The organism is Pseudomonas benzopyrenica (genome assembly GCF_036884265.1).
GTDB lineage: Bacteria > Pseudomonadota > Gammaproteobacteria > Pseudomonadales > Pseudomonadaceae > Chryseomonas > Chryseomonas benzopyrenica.
Genome location: NZ_CP145723.1, coordinates 1,005,445 through 1,022,015, shown reverse-complemented (window position 1 = coordinate 1,022,015; position 16,571 = coordinate 1,005,445). Strand labels below are relative to the sequence as shown.

The window sequence follows — 16,571 nt, the reverse complement described above, 5'->3', positions numbered from 1 at the left end:
ATCAGCTTGGCGATCCGAGCAGATATAAGCGTACTCCCCCACCCCAGCCCTCCCCCGCAAGCGGGAGAGGGGGCGGTCCCGCACGCGGGATACCTTCCAGCACTGGAACAGGCCCCCACGTAGGGTGGATGACGGCGCAGCCTCATCCACCGACACATGGAAGGGTCAATGCGACTTGAGCCCCGCCGCCGTCAGCACCAGCCGCAGCACCCAGGCCACAACGCCGAGCGCTACCAGGCTGCAGGCCCAGATGGCGGCCATCCAGGCCAGCCGCTGCCAGAGCGGCTTGTTGTCCGCGGGGTTGGGTTCGCGCGAGCGGCCGACCATCAGTGATAGCCCTCCCCCGCGCGTACCTTGCCGCGGAACACGTAGTAGCCCCAGAAGGTGTACATCAGGGTGATGGGGATGATGAACAGGGTGCCGATGAGCAGGAACAGCTGGCTCTGCGGCGGCGACGAGGCCTCCCAGATGGAAACGCCCGGCGGGATGATGTTCGGCCAGAGGCTGATACCCAGGCCACTGTAGCCGAGGAAGATCAGCGCCAGGGTCAGCAGGAAGGGCGCGTGGTGCGAGTCCTCGCGCAGGATGGCGCGCAGCAGGGCCAGGGTCACCACGCCCACCAGGATCGGTACCGGCAGGAACCAGACCAGATTGGGCATGCTGAACCAGCGGGCGGAGATGGCCGCCTGGCTCAGCGGGGTCCAGATGCTCACCACCGCGGTGAAGGCCAGCAGCAGGAACAGCAGCGGCTTGGTCAGGCGACGCATGGTGGCCTGCAGCGGGCCCTCGGTCTTCATGATCAGCCAGGTGCTGCCCAGCAGCGCATAGGCGGCGATGACGCCCAGGCCGCAGAACATCGAGAAGGGCGTCAGCCAGTCCAGCGGCCCGCCGACATACTGGCGATTCTCCACCGGGAAGCCTTCGATGAAGGCACCCAGGGCCACGCCTTGGCAGAAGCTGGCCAGCAGCGAGCCGAAGATGAAGGACTTGTCCCACAGGGCTTCCTTGCCTTCCTGGACCTTGAAGCGGAATTCGAAGGCCACGCCGCGGAAGATCAGGCCGATCAGCATGAAGATCAGCGGCAGGTACAACGCCGGCAGGATCACCGAGTAGGCCAGCGGGAAGGCGCCATAGAGCCCTGCCCCGCCGAGCACTAGCCAGGTCTCGTTGCCGTCCCAGATGGGCGCCACGGTGTTCATCATGACGTCGCGGTCTTCCTTGCCCTTGACGAAGGGGAAGAGGATGCCGATGCCCAGGTCGAAGCCGTCCATGACCACGTACATCATGAGACCGAAGATGATGATGATCGCCCAGATCAGCGGGAGGTCGATGCCAGGGATGCCGTTCATGTGCGGTCTCCGGTCAGCTGGTCATTGGGATTGTCTTCTTCCAGGCCGCCATCGGCGCCGGACAGCGGACGCTTGGGATGACGATCGGTGCCCGGGCCGCCGGAGGTGGGCAGGTCGCCTTCACCAGTGTGCGGACCCTTGCCGATCATGCGCAGGGCATAGAGGGTGCCGATGCCGAACACGGCGAAGTAGACCACCACGAAGGCCACTAGGGTGATGCTCAACTGGGTGACGCTGTGGTTGGATACCCCGTCCTTGGTGCGCAACAGGCCGTAGACGATCCACGGCTGGCGGCCCACCTCGGTGGTGAACCAGCCGGCCAGCAGGGCGATGAGGCCGACCGGGCCCATGCAGGTGACCAGGCGCAGGAAGCCGCGGGTCTCGTACAGCTTGCCGCGCCAGCGCAGCCAGGCGCTCCACAGACCGGCAGCGATCATCAGCATGCCCAGGGCGACCATGATGCGGAACGACCAGAACACCACATAGGCCGGCGGCCGGTCTTCCTTGGGGAAGTCCTTGAGCGCCGGGATCGGCTCGGTGAGGCTGTGCTTGAGGATCAGGCTGCCGAGTACCGGGATCTCCAGCTTGAAGCGGGTTTCCTCGCGCTCCATGTCCGGCCAGCCGAACAGGATCAGCGGAGTCGCTTCGCCCGGAGGATTCTCCCAGTGGCCCTCCATCGCGGCGATCTTGGCCGGCTGGTGTTCCAGGGTGTTGAGGCCGTGGGCGTCACCGACGAACGCCTGGATGGGCGCTACCAGCAGGGCCATCCACATGGCCATGGAGAACATCTTGCGCACCGCAGGGTTGTCGTTACCGCGCAGCAGGTGCCAAGCCGCCGAGGCGCCGACCAGGAAGGCCACCGACAGGTAGGCGGCGATGGTCATGTGCGCCCAGCGGAAGGGGAACGACGGGTTGAAGATCACCGCCAGCCAGTCCACCGGGACGATGCGACCATCGACGATCTCGTAGCCACTCGGGGTGTGCATCCAGCTGTTGGAGGACAGGATCCAGAAGGTCGACATCAGGGTGCCGATGGCCACCATCACCGTCGAAAAGAAGTGCAGGCCGCGACCCACGCGATTCCAGCCGAACAGCATGACGCCGAGGAAGCCGGCTTCGATGAAGAAGGCGGTGAGCACCTCGTAGGTCAGCAGCGGGCCGGTCACGGCGCCGGCATAGTCGGCGAAGCCGCTCCAGTTGGTGCCGAACTCATAGGCCATCACCAGACCGGACACCACGCCCATGCCGAAGAAGATCGCGAAGATCTTCAGCCAGAAGTGATACAGATCCTTGTAGACGTGGTTGTCGGTCTTCAGCCAGAGCCCTTCGAGCACGGCGAGAAAGCTCGCGGTACCGATGGACAGCGCCGGGAAGACGATGTGGAAGGACACGGTGAAGGCGAACTGGATCCGGGCGAGATCCAGGGCTTCGAGGCCGAACATAGCTATTCCTCTCAGGCACGCCGGCCATCGAGAGCAGCCGGTCGAGTTGACGCTGACCGAGGTTCGAACCTCCGGCGTCGCCTGGGGTTCTAGCGGGACGCTAAAAAGGCGGCGCCGCTGCTAGCCCAAAGGGCCAGGTCGGAAGCTGACGTGGATCAACGTCAGGCTTTAGAATAGTCCTCCTGGATACATTTGCTTACGTGGTTCGATGTCGCATCGGGCAGGCTGTCGCACCCCAAGGGCGGTGTTTCGGCAGTCACCTGCGTCATTTGGGCGGTGCTTTTTGCTTCTGGACGTCGTGGCCACGCCTCGCCATACCTCATCCATGCCGCGTCGTCGCGTATGGCCCGATGGACGCGCAGAACCGCAAGAATCACTCGCCACCCCTAAAGTGAACCGCTGAACCACCACGGCAAGTTGTCTGACGATTAGCCTTGAGGTGGCCTAAGATGCCGCCTCTGCCCTCGCGAGCCCCAGTCATGTCCGGCGATACCCTGCAGCTGCGTCACCACCGTCCCTTCGTCGCCTTCTGGTTCGCCCGCATCTGTACCGCCGGCAGTTTCCAGATGCTCACCGTCGCCATCGGCTGGCACCTCTATTCCCTCACCGGCAACGTGCTCGACCTCGGCCTGGTGGGGCTGGTGGAATTCCTGCCGCGGGTGCTGTTCATGCTGCACACCGGCCATGTCGCCGATCGCTACGACCGCCGCCGGGTGGCTGCCCTCTGCCAGACCGGCCAGGGGCTGATCGCCCTGGTGCTGCTGGTGGGCAGCCTGAATCAGGCGGTCACCCGCGAGCTGATCTTCATCCTGGCCTTCTGCCTGGGCACCGCGCGCGCCTTCGAGCAGCCCACCACCCAGGCGCTGCTGCCCAACATCGTGCCGCCTTCGATCTTTCCGCGCGCCATCGCCGCCGCGGCCTCGGCCATGCAGGGCGCCACCATCATCGCCCCGGCGCTGGGCGGCCTGCTCTATGCCCTGGGCGCCGGCTGGGTCTATGGCCCGGCCGTGGTGCTCTATGGCATCGCCATCCTGCTGGTCACGAGTCTGCCGGCGCGGCAGACGCCCAGCCAGAAGGAAAAGCCGACCCTGGACAACCTGCTGGCCGGCATCCGCTTCATCAGGAGTCGCCCGGACGTGCTCGGCGCCATTTCCCTGGATCTGTTCGCCGTGCTCCTGGGCGGCGCCACCGCTCTGCTGCCGGTGTTCGCCGCCGACATCCTGCTCACCGGACCCTGGGGCCTGGGCCTGCTGCGCTCGGCACCGGCCGTGGGCGCCCTGGGCATGTCCTTTCTGCTCGCCTATGTCAGTCTCAATCGCCACGTGGGTCGCATCATGTTCGGCTCGGTGGCGCTGTTCGGCGTCGCCACCATCGCCTTCGGCCTGTCCACCTCGCTATGGTTCTCGCTGGGTACCCTGGTGGTTCTCGGCGCCGCCGACATGGTCAGCGTGGTGATCCGCAGCTCCTTCGTCCAGCTGGAGACCCCGGATGCCATGCGCGGCCGGGTCAGTGCGGTCAACGGCCTGTTCATCGGTGCCTCCAACCAGCTCGGCGAATTCGAATCGGGGGTCACCGCGCACTTCTTCGGCACGGTGCCCGCGGTGGTGCTGGGTGGCGTCGGCACCCTGGTGATCACCGGGGTCTGGATGAAGCTGTTCCCGGGCCTGGCCAAGCGCGACCGGCTGACGGAGCCGCGCCAGGACGGCTGAATCCAGCCCTGTCACCCGAATTGCCACTCATACCCAGGGGATGACCGCTCGCTCCGGAATAATCTTATCGCGCAAACCTTTGTCGCAAAATGTGATCCATGTCACATCCTTTAAAGCGTTGAGGTCTGCATGCGTACCCCTCTTTCCATGGCCGCTCGCCTGGGCCTGGGCTTCGGCCTGATCCTGGTGCTGATGCTGCTGATCACCCTGGTGGGCGTTCAGCGCGTCGGCGTCATCGACGACACCCTGACCGCTGTCAGCCAGGGCGCCAGCGTCAAGCAGCGCTACGCCATCAACTTCCGCGGCAGCGTGCACGACCGCGCCATCGCCATTCGCGATACGGTGCTGATCCACGACGCCGCGCCCCTGGCCAGTCGCCTGGCCGACATCGACCGACTCAAGGCCTTCTATCGCCAGTCCGCCGAGCCCATGGATCAGCTGTTCGTCAGCCAGGGCGCCACTGCCGAGGAACAGCGCCTGCTGGCGGCCATCAAGGACATCGAAGGCACCGCCCTGCCCCTGACCGACCGCCTGCTGCAACTGCGCCAGACCGGTGATCTGGAAGGCGCCCGGGTGTTCCTGCTGGAGCGCGTCTCGCCGGCCTATGTCGAGTGGCTCAAGCGCATCAATGCGCTCATCGATCACGAGGAGGCCATCGCCAGTGGCCACCTGACCGAGGTGCGCGGCATCGCCGGTGGCTTCCGCTGGCTGATGCTGGTGACCTGCGCCCTCGCCTTGCTGCTGAGCGTGACCGTCTCCATCCTGATCATTCGCCAGATGGGCGCGACCCTGGGCGGCGAACCCCATGCCGTGGCCGCCGCCATCCGCCGGCTGGCCGAGGGCCGGCTGGACGAGCGCCCCGTCACCCGTCACCCGGACAGCGTCATGGGCACCCTGGGCAGCGCCACCGCTCACCTGGGCGAGACCATCGTCCAGGTGCGCCATACCGCCAGCTCGGTCGCCACGGCGGCGGCCCAGCTGCAAGGCACCGCCCAGACCAACCAGCGCCACACCGATGTGCAGTCCAACCAGGCCCAGCACATGGCCGCGGCGGTCACCGAGCTGGCCGCCACCATTGGCGAGGTCGCCGGCTACGCAGCCCAGGCCGCCCAGGCCACCGGCAATGCCAGCGCCCAGGTGGACACCGGCAATCAGTTGGTGACCCGTTCCGGCCAGGCCATCGGCCAGCTGGTGCAGGCGCTGGAGCAGGCCAGCGTCACCGTGCAACAGGTATCCAGCGACAGCGCCAGCATCGAGAACATCGTCGCCGTCATCAACGGCATCGCCGAGCAGACCAATCTGCTGGCGCTGAATGCCGCCATCGAGGCCGCTCGCGCCGGTGAGCAGGGCCGCGGCTTCGCCGTGGTCGCCGACGAGGTGCGCAACCTGGCCACCCGCACCCAGGAATCGACCCGCGAGATCCGCGCCATGATCGCCACCCTGCAGGAAGGCGCCGGGCGGGCTTCGGCGCAGATGGAAGAGAGCCGCGGCCAGGCCCACGAGACCGCCGCGCTGACCCAGCGCGCCGTCGCTGCCCTGGCGGCCATCCAAGCGGACGTCGGCTCGGTGAACGCCATGAATGCGCAGATCGCCACCGCCGCGGCCCAGCAGACCGCCGTGGCCGAAGAGGTCAACGAGAACATCAACCGCATCCATGCCGCCACCCTGGAAACCGCCAGCGGTTCGCAGCAGATCGCCGGCGCCAGTCGCCAGCTGGCGGAACTGGCCGAGGATCTGGAGCGGCGCATGAGCCTGTTCCGCACGGCCTCGGCCTGAACATCCGGCAACGCCTGCGGGCTGAACCTAGACGCGAGCGTGGCGGTCAGCAGTCAGATACCTTTTCCCGCGCAGGAGTCTGGACATGCAGCTTTCCCTCAACGGCCAGGTCGCCCTGGTCACCGGCGGCAGTTCCGGGATCGGTGCCGCCGTCGCCGAAGCCCTGGCCAAGGCCGGTGCCGCCGTCGCCATCAACTACCATTCCAGCGCCGAACCGGCCGAGGAATTGGCCAAGCGCATCCAGGACGCCGGTGGTCGCGCCATCGCCGTGGGCGGTGACGTCGGCGACGAGGCCGCGGTCCAGGCGCTGTTCGACCGCACCCTGGAAGCCTTCGGCCGCCTGGACATCCTGGTCGCCAATTCCGGTCTGCAAAAGGACGCACCGGTCGCCGACCTGTCGCTCGAGGACTGGAACACGGTGATCAACACCAACCTCACCGGCCAGTTCCTCTGCGCCCGGGCGGCGATCCGCCAGTTCCGCCAGCAGGGCCGCGACGAAAACATCTCCCGCGCCCTCGGCAAGATCATCCACATGAGTTCGGTGCACGAGGTCATTCCCTGGGCCGGGCACGTCAACTACGCCGCCTCCAAGGGTGGGGTCAACCTGCTGATGCGCAGCCTGGCCCAGGAAGTCGCCGCCGAGGGCATCCGCGTCAACGGCATCGCCCCGGGCGCCATCGCCACAGCCATCAACGAAGAGGTGACCGGTGACGAGGCCAAGGCCCGCGAACTGCTCAAGCTGATCCCCTACAAGCGCGTCGGCCATGTCGACGACGTGGGCAACGTGGCGGTCTTCCTCGCCAGCGACCTGGCCGACTACATCGTCGGCACCACCCTGTTCGTCGACGGCGGCATGTGCCTCTATCCGGGATTCGAAGACAATGGCTGATTCCTCCTCCGTGCACGCCCGCCGCAGTATCGGCGCCCACGGTGTCATCGGCGACCTGCGCACCTGCGCCCTGGTCGCCACCGACGGCACCATCGACCACTTCTGCTGGCCGAATCTGGACAGCCCCTCGGTGTTCGCCGCCCTGCTCGATTCGGAAAAGGCCGGCTACTTCAGCCTGGCCCCGGTCTGGGAAGACGCCCGCGAGCAGCAGCTCTACCTACCCGATACCAACATCCTGCAGACCCGCTGGCTGTCGGCGGACGGCGTCGCCGAGGTCACCGACCTGATGCCGGTGTGCAGCAGCGAGGACACCAAGCCGCGCATCGTCCGCCGCGTGCAGGTGGTGGCCGGACGCTGCCGCTTCCGCCTGGTCTGCGCCCCGGCCCACGACTATGCCCGCGCCGAGACCCGCGCGCGCCTGGTGGAGGGTGGCGCGCTGTTCGAGGCCCAGGGCCAGCCGACCCTGCGCTTGGCCTCGAGCGCCACCCTGCAGGTGGACGGCAACGCCGCCCTGGCCGAATTCGAACTGGAGCAGGGGCAGCAGCTGGATTTCGTCTTTGGCTGCGAGGAAGACGACAAGGTCATCGCCGGCCAGAGCGATCTCTGCTTCGAGGATACCCTCTCCTACTGGACCTCCTGGGCGGCCAAGAGTCACTACCAGGGCCGCTGGCGCGAGATGGTCACCCGCTCGGCCCTGGCGCTGAAGCTGCTGACCTCCTGCAAGCACGGTTCCATCGCCGCGGCCGCCACCTTCAGCCTGCCCGAAGCCCTGGGCGGTGAACGCAACTGGGACTATCGCGCCTCCTGGATCCGCGACGCCTCCTTTACCGTCTACGCCTTCATGCGCCTGGGCTACACCCAGGAAGCCAAGGATTTCACCCACTGGGTCGGCCAGTGCGTGGAAAACAGCCACAACGCCCCGGAAAAGCTGCAGATCATGTATCGCCTGGACGGCGGCCTGGACCTGCCCGAGGAAACCCTCGACCACCTGGCGGGCTATGCCAATTCGAGTCCGGTGCGCATCGGCAACGAGGCCTACCAGCAGATTCAGCTGGACATCTATGGCGAGCTGATGGATGCCATCTACCTGTCCAACAAGTATGGCGAAGCCATCTCCCACCATGGCTGGAAGGACGTGGTGCGGATGATCGACCACGTCTGCGAGAACTGGAACCAACCCGATGCCGGTATCTGGGAGATGCGCGGCGATCCCGAGCACTTCCTGCATTCACGGCTGATGTGCTGGGTGGCCATCGACCGCGCCATGCGGCTGTCGGTCAAGCGTTCGCTGCCGATGCCCTATGAACGCTGGTACGCCGCGCGCGCCGCCATCCAGGAAGACATCTGGGACAACTTCTGGAACGCCGAACTGGGTCACTTCACCTCGACCCGCCACGGCAGGAGCCTGGACGCCGCCCTGCTGCTGATGCCCCTGGTGCGCTTCGTCAGCGCCACCGATCCCATGTGGCTGTCCACCCTGGACGCCATCAAGACCAACCTGGCCTATGACGGCATGATCCGTCGCTACAATCCGGCCGATACGCCAGCGGACAACCTCAAGGGCGAAGAAGGCGCCTTCGTCGCCTGCTCCTTCTGGTACGTCGAATGCCTGGCCCGCGCCGGTCGTGTCGACGAAGCCCACCTGGAGTTCGAAAAACTGCTGGGCTACGCCACCCCCCTGGGCCTCTACGCCGAGGAACTGGACAAGCGCGGCTACCCGCTGGGCAACCTGCCCCAGGCCCTGTCACACCTGGCCCTGATCAGCACCGCCTTCTTCCTGGATCGCAAGCTGAGCGGCAGGGATCCGCAGTGGCAGCCGTAGATTGGCCTGAATGGCGGTCCTGGGTCGCTCCTGAGGTATCCATAGGAGCGGCCCATGACCGCGACCCCATCAGGAGCCGTGACGATCATGGGAAGGCCGAAAGCTGCCGATAGGCAGGTTATCTCGCCCAGCTATTCCCTCTGCACCGGTGCTACCGCTCCGCACCCATCGCGGCCGCCGATGCGGCCGCTCCCACGGGTGCCGGCCTGACAGTTGATCGCGATCTTGCCGGAGGTGATAAAGCTGAACGCCAGCTCAGGCAACCCCCTCTCCCCCTGGGAGAGGGTTGGGGTGAGGGCGCAGCAGACTAATAAGCTGTCAGTGGCAAAGGCTGCACCGTTTTCCACGCTACTACTCTGCAACTCATTAATCTGTAATTCATCGCGACCGCGGACTACCCCTACAACTAAAGCGTAAGGCTGTAGCAATGGCCGCATCGGCGGACCGCCATGGCCACGATATCTTGCGTTCTATCCCCTCACGCCACCCGACTCTGCCCCAGCGCCTCGTTGACGCAATTGGCCATGTCGTCGATATGCCAGGGTTTGGGCATGAAGCGGGTACGACCGGCGCCGCGGGGTACGGTCAGACGGTCGCCGGAGGTGAGGATCACCGGGATATGCGGCCAACGCTGGGAGACCAACTGGGCCAGGGCCTCGCCGTCCAGCCGTCCCGGCATGCGCACATCGGTAAAGAGGATATCGATGCGGGCACCGGTCTGTTCCAGATAGCTCAAGGCCGCATCGGCAGTCGATACGGCCACTACCTGCAGATCCACCAGGGACTCCAGCGCCTCGGTGGCCAACTCCCGCAGCAACGGCTCGTCCTCTACCAGCAACAGTAGTGGACGATAGGAGCCGAGTGGAGAAGATGCTTGAGTCATAACCTACAGACTTTGCCAAGGGGTCACGGTTCTGACCATTCGGCCTGGGCTCGACCAAAGTCGACCACCGGCATAAGCAAGGCTTCTAAACGGCAACTTTCAGCGCCTCGCTGACTCGAAGCGTTCACCTCAGGGGTCTCCTGTGGTATTCTTTTTTAATCGAACGATCAATAAAAAAAGAATTCTCTCCCTTTGGCAGTTCGCAAGGAGTCCCCATGAGTGCGACGCCCTCATCCGGCACCGTAAAGCTGAATCCCCCCGCCTTCTATTGCGCGGCTGCAGTGATCCTGCTGTTTTCCCTGGCCGTCATCGGTCGTCCCGAGCAGGCCGGCGCCTGGCTGTTGCAGGCCCAGACCTGGGCCGCCAACACGGTTGGCTGGTACTACCTGCTGGCCATGTCGCTCTATCTGGTGTTCGTGGTGGTCACCGCCCTGTCCGGCTACGGCAAGATCAAGCTCGGTGCCGACCACGACCAACCCGAGTTCAGCTACCTGTCCTGGGCCGGCATGCTGTTCGCCGCGGGCATCAGCATCACCCTGTTCTTCTTCTGCGTCTCCGAACCCCTGACCCACTTCGCCCAGCCCCCCGCCGGCGAAGGGGGTAATCCGGCGGCGGCGCGCCAGGCCATGCAGATCCTCTTCCTGCACTGGGGCCTGCATGGCTGGGGGGTCTTCGCCCTGGTGGCCATGGCGCTGGCCTACTTCGCCTATCGCCACAACCTGCCGCTCGCCCTGCGTTCGGCGCTCTATCCGCTGATCGGCAAGCGCATCAACGGCCCCATCGGCCATGCCGTGGACGCCTTCGGCATCATCGCCACCATCTTCGGCCTCGGCGCCGACCTGGGTTTCGGCGTGCTGCACCTCAATGCCGGGCTGGACTACCTGTTCGGCATCAGCCACAGCCACTGGGTGCAATTGATCCTCATCGTGCTGATGATGGGCGCGGCCATCGCCGTGGCCGTGTCCGGCGTCGACAAGGGCGTGCGCATCATGTCCGACATCAACATGGTGCTGGCCGTCGCCCTGTTGCTGTTCGTGCTGTTCGCCGGTCCGACCCAGCATCTGCTCAACACCCTGATCCAGAACATCGGTGACTACCTCTCGGCCTTGCCAGGCAAGAGCTTCGACCTCTATGCCTATGACGAGCCCTCCGACTGGCTCGGTGGCTGGACGGTGTTCTACTGGGCCTGGTGGATCGCCTGGGCGCCCTTCGTCGGGCTGTTCATCGCCCGTATCTCCCGCGGCCGCACCATTCGCGAATTCGTCTTTGGCGTCCTGTTCATCCCCCTGGGCTTCACCCTGGCCTGGCTGTCGATCTTCGGCAACAGCGCCCTGGAACTGGTGCTTGGCCAGGGCATGACCGGTCTGGCGCAGACCGCCCTCACCGATCCGGCCATGGCCTTCTACCAGGTGCTGGAAACCTATCCGGCCAGCCGCGCGGTGATCAGCGTCGCCGTGCTGGTGAGTTTCGTCTTCTTCGTCACCTCGGCCGACTCCGGCACCGTGGTGCTGTCCACCCTGTCGTCCAAGGGCGGTGAAGCCAACGAAGACGGTCCCAAGTGGTTGCGGGTGTTCTGGGGCGCGGCCGTGGCCCTGGTCACCGGCGGGCTGTTGTTCGCCGGCAGCATGGATGCGCTGAAATCGGCGGTGGTGCTGACCTCGCTGCCCTTCTCGGTGGTGGTGCTGCTGATGATGTGGGGCCTGCACAAGGCGCTGCACCTGGAGTCCCAGCGCCAGCGCGCGCGGCTGCACTCCCTGGCGCCGGTGGCGACCAACGGCAAGGCACGGCACGGCGGCTGGCGCCAGCGGCTGTCCCAGGCGGTGTACTTCCCCTCGCGGGACGAGGTCTATCGCTTCATGGACAGCACCGTGCGTCCGGCCATGGAAGAGATGGTCGAGGTCTCGCGGGAGAAAGGTCTGGTGGTGGAGACCCAGTTCGACGCCACCAACGCCAACCTGCAACTCATCATCGGCCACGGCGAGGAGCATCCCTTCATCTACCAGGTGATCATGCAGGGCTATTTCACCCCCTCCTTCGCCCGCGCCGGCATCGGTGGCCTGCACCTGAAGAATCGTCGCTACTACCGCGCCGAGGTGCATCTCACCGAGGGCAGCCAGGACTACGACCTGGTGGGCTACAACCGCGAGCAGATCCTCAACGACATGCTCGACCAGTACGAACGCCACCTGCAGTTCCTGCACCTGGTGCGTTAACCAGTGGTTTTTTCAATGACTGAAAGGCCATTGAAAGCCATAAAGGTCGTATAATCGCCCCAGGGTCGGCCCCGTGCCGGCCCCGGGGTCGGTACGCCTCGCCGGTCCCCCGCCGTTCGGAGACCGCTTTGCCCACCCCACCTGCACCCTCGCCCTATCCTCCCCTGCTGCAATGGCTGGCCCTGATCCTCTGCTCCGCCCTGGTCGGGGGCGGACTCAGCTGGCTGCAGGTGCCCGCGGCCCTCTTTCTCGGCCCCATGCTGGTGGCCATCGCCTTCGGCTTCTGCGGCGCCACCATCCGTCTGCCCCGTCGGCTGTTCCAGACTGGCCAGGGCGTGGTGGGCTGCCTGATCGCCCACGCCATGACCGCCGCGGTCCTGCTCACCGTTGCCGAGCACTGGCCGGTGATGCTGCTGGCCACCGCCCTGACCGTGCTGCTCAGCCTGCTCACTGGCGCCCTGCTGGTGCGCTTCGGCGGCCTGCCTGGCAGCACCGCCGCCTGGGGCACCACGCCCGGCGCGGCCGCCGCCATGGTGGCCATGGCCGAGGAGTACGGCGCCGATCCACGGATCGTCGCCACCATGCAATACGTGCGGGTGGTCTGCGTGGTGCTGATCAGTGCCCTGGTCGGCCGGCTGCTGGGGGCCGAGGGCAGCGGCACCGGCCATCAGGCCGCGGTGGTCAGCCTGGACGGCCATTTCGCCTTCAATCTCATGCTGACCCTGGCAGTGGCCCTGGCCGGTAGCTGGCTGGGCGGCCGCCTGTTCCCCGCCGGCGCCCTGCTGCTGCCCATCGCCCTGGGTACGCTGCTGCAACTCAATGGCTGGCTGGACATCACCCTGCCCCATCTGCTGCTCGCGGCGGCCTATGGCGCCATGGGTTGCTATGTGGGACTGAGATTCGATCGGGCCACGGTCGCCTATGTCTGGCGCGCCCTGCCCAAGATGATCTTTGCCTCGCTGCTGCTGATTGCCCTCTGCGCCCTGTCGGCGCTGCTGATGGCGAAGCTGATGCACGTGGACTTTCTTACCGCCTACCTGGCGACCAGCCCAGGCGGACTGGATTCCATGGCCATCATCGCCGTGGATGCCCATGCCGATGTCGGCCTGGTACTGGCCATGCAGGCGTTGCGCCTGATCGGGGTGGTGCTGACCGGACCGCTACTGGCCCGGCAACTGGTCAAGCTGGCCCGCACCTGACGGAGGATGCGGGCGGCGCGCTCAGGCCGAGCGGCGGCGCTCGACCTGGGCGGTGATGTTGTAGCCCTCGGCGGCATGGCCGCGGACCACTACCCGTGCATCCGGATAGAAGCCCTTGAGGCGTTGTTCGAAGAGAAAGTAGATCTCCGCGCCAACCCGGATCTCCGCGGGATCGGTCAGGGTCAGGGAGAAATTGCGTACGGGATCGGCAGCATGCTGCGACTCGTTCTCCTCGATGCGCTGCATGGCGTCTTCGACGATCTGTTCGGCGATCTGCGACATCTGTGACCTCCTGGTCGGGCATTGACAGGGCGCCGTCCCAGCGACGGCCGTATCGCTAATGACCACGGACGCGCCACGACGATTCGTTCTCTCTGCAAGATTCCGACGAAACTGTAGACTTGTCTGACTTTTATCCCCGTGTAGTGGCGTGAATCGGCCGGCTAGCGGTCTCCTGCACACCGAGGACGAGGAAGCAGCCCCGCCATGGTCGACGCTGACGATACCCCCCTCCCACCACGCAATCTGGCCACCCAGCGCCGGGCGCTGTGGCTGCTCGTCTGCGCGGTCGCGGTGATCCTGGCGCTGGAATCCTGGCAGGTGTGGCGCAATTACCAGAACGCCTTCGCCAGTGCGCGCAGCGATGTCGGCAACATTGCCCTGGCGGCGGCCCAACATGCCGATGACGCCATCAAGGAAGCGGATTCGCTGCTGGTCAGTATCCGTGACCGTCTGGAGGATCAACCCCTCGATCAACTGGACCGTCCCCGGGTGCATCGCCTGCTGGCGCGCCAGGCCGCCCTGTTGCCGCAACTGCACGGGCTGTTCATCTATGATCGCGACGGCGGCTGGCGGGTGACCGACAAGAGCAGCGATCCGCCCCGGGCCAGCAACGCCGATCGCGAGTACTTCCAGTTTCACCGCCAGCACGCCGCCGATGTGCTGCACGTCGGCACGGTGATCGAGAGTCGCAGCACCCAGGAGCTGATCATTCCGGTATCACGCCGCCTGGAGGACCGCGACGGTCGCTTTGCCGGCGTCCTGCTCGCCACCATCCGCCTGCAGTACTTCGTCGACTACTACGAGCGGTTCAAGCTGGATGCCCGGGGTGCCATCACCCTGGCGCAGGATGACGGTACCCTGATGGTCCGCCGTCCCTATGTACCCGCGCACGTCGGTACCCCGCTCGCCAGCAGCGAGCTGTTTCGCCAGTACGTGACCCAGGCGCCCAACGGTACCGCCCTGGTGCGGGCCATGATCGACGGCCGTGAACGCCTCTATGCCTTCCAGCATCTGGAAGGCTATCCCCTGGTGGCCCTGGCCGGTATCTCCAGGAGCGATATCCTCGCCAGCTGGCGCCAGGACATGCTGAGATCGGTGACGGTGGTCGGCCTCATCATCGTCGGCATGCTGATCTTCGGCTTCAGCCTGCTGCGCGAGATCCGCGCCGGCGAACGCAGCGCGGCGGCCCTGCGTCTGGCCCACGACGAGCTGCACCTGCTGACCCTCAAGGACAGCCTGACCGGGCTGGGCAATCGTCGCCAGTTCGACAACCTGCTGCCGGTGGAGCTGGCCCGGGCGCAGCGCAACGCTCAGTCGCTCAGCCTGCTGATGATCGACATCGATCACTTCAAGGCCTACAACGACCACTATGGCCATCCAGCGGGCGATCGCTGCCTGCAGGCCGTGGCCGGCGTGGTGGCCTCGGCGGCGCGACGCCCGGGCGATCTGGCGGCACGCTACGGCGGCGAGGAGATGGTCCTGCTGCTGCCCAATTGCGACGAGATCGGCGCCCAGCGGGTAGCCGCCACGGTCCAGGAACGCCTGCAGGTGCTGGAGGTGGCCCATGCCACCAGTCCTTTCGGCCGCATCACCGTCAGCCTTGGCATCGCCGTCCAGCCGCCTGGTCAATCGCCACCGCCGCAGCCCGCCGACCTGCTGGCCAGCGCCGATGCCGCCCTCTATCGCGCCAAGCACCTGGGCCGCAATCGCACCCATCCACCGCCGGAGACGGACGCCCTCCAGGACCGGTCAGGCCTGCCTTAGCCGCAGATCATGCCGCCGCGATAGTGCACCCGGTCCTTGCCCGCGCGCTTGGCCTGGTAGAGCTCGCTGTCGGCCTGCTTGAGCAGGTCCGAGGGCTGGTAACCCGGCGCGAAGCGCGCCACGCCCGCACTGAAGGAAAAGCAGGTGCCGGTGCGGGTGTTGCTGCGGATGTCGTCCAGCAGCGCCTGCAGCCGCTGCGCCAGGTGGCGCTCGTCGTCGGGCTTGAGCAGTACCCCGAATTCCTCGCCGCCCAGGCGTCCGAAATGGCCGTCGGGGAAATGCCGGCCAAGGATCAGCGCGGTTTCCTTGAGCACCTGGTCGCCCACGTCGTGGCCGAATCTGTCGTTGATCCGCTTGAAGTCATCGATGTCGAGCATGACGAAATACCAGGACGGGGAGCCCTCACGGCAGACCTGCTCCGCGTCCAGCATCAGCGCACGGCGGTTGCTGATCCCGGTGAGGGCATCGGTTTCCGCCTGCAGGCGATAGCGCTCCTTGAGCTCTAGGGTGGTGGCGACGATACGCACGAAGGTGGCGTTGAGCAGCAGCCCCAGCGCCAGGCTGGCGCCCAGCATCACCGCGAACAGCGGCAGGGCCGCCGCCGTGACGGTGTCCAGCTCGCCATAGAAGAGCAGCAGCCAGACCGCACCGGCGGCGATGCCGTAATCGAGCACATGGGAAAAGAGAATGGTCGAGCCGAGGATGATGACGATGGCCGTGGGGATCATCCAGGCATGGCCAGCCTCGCCCATGCCGAGGATCTGAAAGCGGAAGGCCAGGGCCTCGAACAGCACGAACACCAGGGCGAACAGGCGCCAGATGGCAAAGCGGCGCGCAGTGGTCATCGCCAGGCAAGAGCCGATCATGCCGGCAAAGGCCAGCCAGCCCCACACCGGCACCCCGGCGGTCAGAAAGGGGTTGATCAGCACACTGATCAACCAGCCCAGGATGCCGGTGCTCTGCGCCAGCACATTGGGCAACTGCAGCATCTGGCGGATATGAGTCTGATAAGTCATTGCACAACTCGAACGCCAAATTTAGTGGCCAACCGATATCACCGGATGCTATCCCATTCGTGGCCCGTCGTCGGCGGGAAGCGGACTCAAGCAAGACAATAGACGTCTGAACAGCGCACTGCTGGTGACAAGACCGCATAGGACCACGCCTGCGAGCAGACTGACCAAACGGACGGCGGCGAAATGACGCCATCGGTCAGCTCACTCTGCGGACCGGCGCGCCCGTC

General features: G+C 65.9%; 13 protein-coding genes and 1 pseudogene. 8 read left to right on the top strand and 6 right to left on the bottom strand.

Translation table 11 applies throughout. From position 1 onward, the window contains the following. Positions 1 to 165 precede the first annotated feature (165 nt). Genes V6W80_RS04775 through V6W80_RS04765 form a run of 3 tightly spaced genes read right to left on the bottom strand, consistent with a single transcriptional unit; the run spans position 166 to position 2,791 of the window. Positions 166 to 327, bottom strand: coding sequence for a DUF2474 domain-containing protein (locus tag V6W80_RS04775; protein WP_160923579.1), 162 nt, complete (start codon positions 325 to 327; stop codon positions 166 to 168). Further along, on the bottom strand, positions 327 to 1,349 hold the full coding sequence (cydB, locus tag V6W80_RS04770) for a cytochrome d ubiquinol oxidase subunit II (RefSeq protein WP_017640935.1): 1,023 nt from the start codon (positions 1,347 to 1,349) through the stop codon (positions 327 to 329). The genes V6W80_RS04775 and cydB overlap by 1 nt, the downstream gene beginning before the upstream one ends. Further along, complete coding sequence (locus tag V6W80_RS04765; RefSeq protein WP_017640934.1) at positions 1,346 to 2,791, bottom strand: cytochrome ubiquinol oxidase subunit I; 1,446 nt, start codon at positions 2,789 to 2,791, stop codon at positions 1,346 to 1,348. The genes cydB and V6W80_RS04765 overlap by 4 nt, the downstream gene beginning before the upstream one ends. 479 nt (positions 2,792 to 3,270) lie before the next feature. On the opposite strand from V6W80_RS04765, the gene V6W80_RS04760 reads away from it, so the two are divergent. The 5 genes and pseudogenes from V6W80_RS04760 to V6W80_RS04745 all read left to right on the top strand — a co-directional run bounded on the left by V6W80_RS04760 (position 3,271) and on the right by V6W80_RS04745 (position 8,987). Then, positions 3,271 to 4,500, top strand: coding sequence for an MFS transporter (locus V6W80_RS04760; protein ID WP_338545987.1), 1,230 nt, complete (start codon positions 3,271 to 3,273; stop codon positions 4,498 to 4,500). Between the two features lie 129 nt (positions 4,501 to 4,629). Continuing rightward, positions 4,630 to 5,100, top strand: a pseudogene (locus tag V6W80_RS23955) (MCP four helix bundle domain-containing protein); the annotation flags it as partial. A 111-nt stretch (positions 5,101 to 5,211) separates the two neighbouring features. After that, on the top strand, positions 5,212 to 6,276 hold the full coding sequence (locus V6W80_RS23950) for a methyl-accepting chemotaxis protein (protein ID WP_430707800.1): 1,065 nt from the start codon (positions 5,212 to 5,214) through the stop codon (positions 6,274 to 6,276). Positions 6,277 to 6,361: 85 nt separating this feature from the next. Continuing rightward, complete coding sequence (locus V6W80_RS04750; protein WP_338545984.1) at positions 6,362 to 7,165, top strand: glucose 1-dehydrogenase; 804 nt, start codon at positions 6,362 to 6,364, stop codon at positions 7,163 to 7,165. After that, on the top strand, positions 7,158 to 8,987 hold the full coding sequence (locus tag V6W80_RS04745) for a glycoside hydrolase family 15 protein (protein WP_338545983.1): 1,830 nt from the start codon (positions 7,158 to 7,160) through the stop codon (positions 8,985 to 8,987). The genes V6W80_RS04750 and V6W80_RS04745 overlap by 8 nt, the downstream gene beginning before the upstream one ends. Positions 8,988 to 9,465: 478 nt before the next feature. Here V6W80_RS04745 and V6W80_RS04740 read toward each other — a convergent pair whose 3' ends face one another. Continuing rightward, positions 9,466 to 9,870, bottom strand: coding sequence for a response regulator (locus tag V6W80_RS04740; RefSeq protein WP_231893081.1), 405 nt, complete (start codon positions 9,868 to 9,870; stop codon positions 9,466 to 9,468). 248 nt (positions 9,871 to 10,118) lie between these two features. On the opposite strand from V6W80_RS04740, the gene betT reads away from it, so the two are divergent. Then, a complete protein-coding gene (gene betT, locus V6W80_RS04735) occupies positions 10,119 to 12,083 on the top strand; it encodes a choline BCCT transporter BetT (protein WP_085984311.1) in 1,965 nt (654 codons plus the stop codon). 128 nt (positions 12,084 to 12,211) lie between these two features. After that, on the top strand, positions 12,212 to 13,282 hold the full coding sequence (locus V6W80_RS04730) for an AbrB family transcriptional regulator (protein WP_338545981.1): 1,071 nt from the start codon (positions 12,212 to 12,214) through the stop codon (positions 13,280 to 13,282). 21 nt (positions 13,283 to 13,303) lie between these two features. On the opposite strand, the gene V6W80_RS04725 is transcribed toward V6W80_RS04730, so the two are convergent. Then, positions 13,304 to 13,564, bottom strand: coding sequence for a hypothetical protein (locus V6W80_RS04725; protein WP_007162574.1), 261 nt, complete (start codon positions 13,562 to 13,564; stop codon positions 13,304 to 13,306). Between the two features lie 204 nt (positions 13,565 to 13,768). On the opposite strand from V6W80_RS04725, the gene V6W80_RS04720 reads away from it, so the two are divergent. Beyond that, the gene (locus V6W80_RS04720; RefSeq protein WP_338545980.1) at positions 13,769 to 15,328 is read left to right on the top strand and encodes a GGDEF domain-containing protein; all 1,560 of its coding nucleotides are present in this window, start codon (positions 13,769 to 13,771) and stop codon (positions 15,326 to 15,328) included. On the opposite strand, the gene V6W80_RS04715 is transcribed toward V6W80_RS04720, so the two are convergent. Further along, positions 15,325 to 16,344, bottom strand: a complete 1,020-nt coding sequence (locus V6W80_RS04715) for a GGDEF domain-containing protein (RefSeq protein ID WP_064308582.1) — start codon at positions 16,342 to 16,344, stop codon at positions 15,325 to 15,327. The genes V6W80_RS04720 and V6W80_RS04715 overlap by 4 nt on opposite strands. Positions 16,345 to 16,571: the final 227 nt, after the last annotated feature.

What these genes read in the sequence shown, in the direction of transcription:
- V6W80_RS04745 (WP_338545983.1), top strand. Translation starts at nt 7,158, where the DNA reads ATGGCTGATTCCTCCTCCGTGCACGCCCGCCGCAGTATCGGCGCCCAC.
- V6W80_RS04765 (WP_017640934.1), bottom strand. Translation starts at nt 2,791, where the DNA reads ATGTTCGGCCTCGAAGCCCTGGATCTCGCCCGGATCCAGTTCGCCTTC.
- V6W80_RS04740 (WP_231893081.1), bottom strand. Translation starts at nt 9,870, where the DNA reads ATGACTCAAGCATCTTCTCCACTCGGCTCCTATCGTCCACTACTGTTG.
- V6W80_RS23950 (WP_430707800.1), top strand. Translation starts at nt 5,212, where the DNA reads ATGCTGGTGACCTGCGCCCTCGCCTTGCTGCTGAGCGTGACCGTCTCC.
- V6W80_RS04715 (WP_064308582.1), bottom strand. Translation starts at nt 16,344, where the DNA reads ATGACTTATCAGACTCATATCCGCCAGATGCTGCAGTTGCCCAATGTG.
- V6W80_RS04775 (WP_160923579.1), bottom strand. Translation starts at nt 327, where the DNA reads ATGGTCGGCCGCTCGCGCGAACCCAACCCCGCGGACAACAAGCCGCTC.
- V6W80_RS04725 (WP_007162574.1), bottom strand. Translation starts at nt 13,564, where the DNA reads ATGTCGCAGATCGCCGAACAGATCGTCGAAGACGCCATGCAGCGCATC.
- V6W80_RS04720 (WP_338545980.1), top strand. Translation starts at nt 13,769, where the DNA reads ATGGTCGACGCTGACGATACCCCCCTCCCACCACGCAATCTGGCCACC.
- V6W80_RS04760 (WP_338545987.1), top strand. Translation starts at nt 3,271, where the DNA reads ATGTCCGGCGATACCCTGCAGCTGCGTCACCACCGTCCCTTCGTCGCC.
- V6W80_RS04750 (WP_338545984.1), top strand. Translation starts at nt 6,362, where the DNA reads ATGCAGCTTTCCCTCAACGGCCAGGTCGCCCTGGTCACCGGCGGCAGT.
- cydB (WP_017640935.1), bottom strand. Translation starts at nt 1,349, where the DNA reads ATGAACGGCATCCCTGGCATCGACCTCCCGCTGATCTGGGCGATCATC.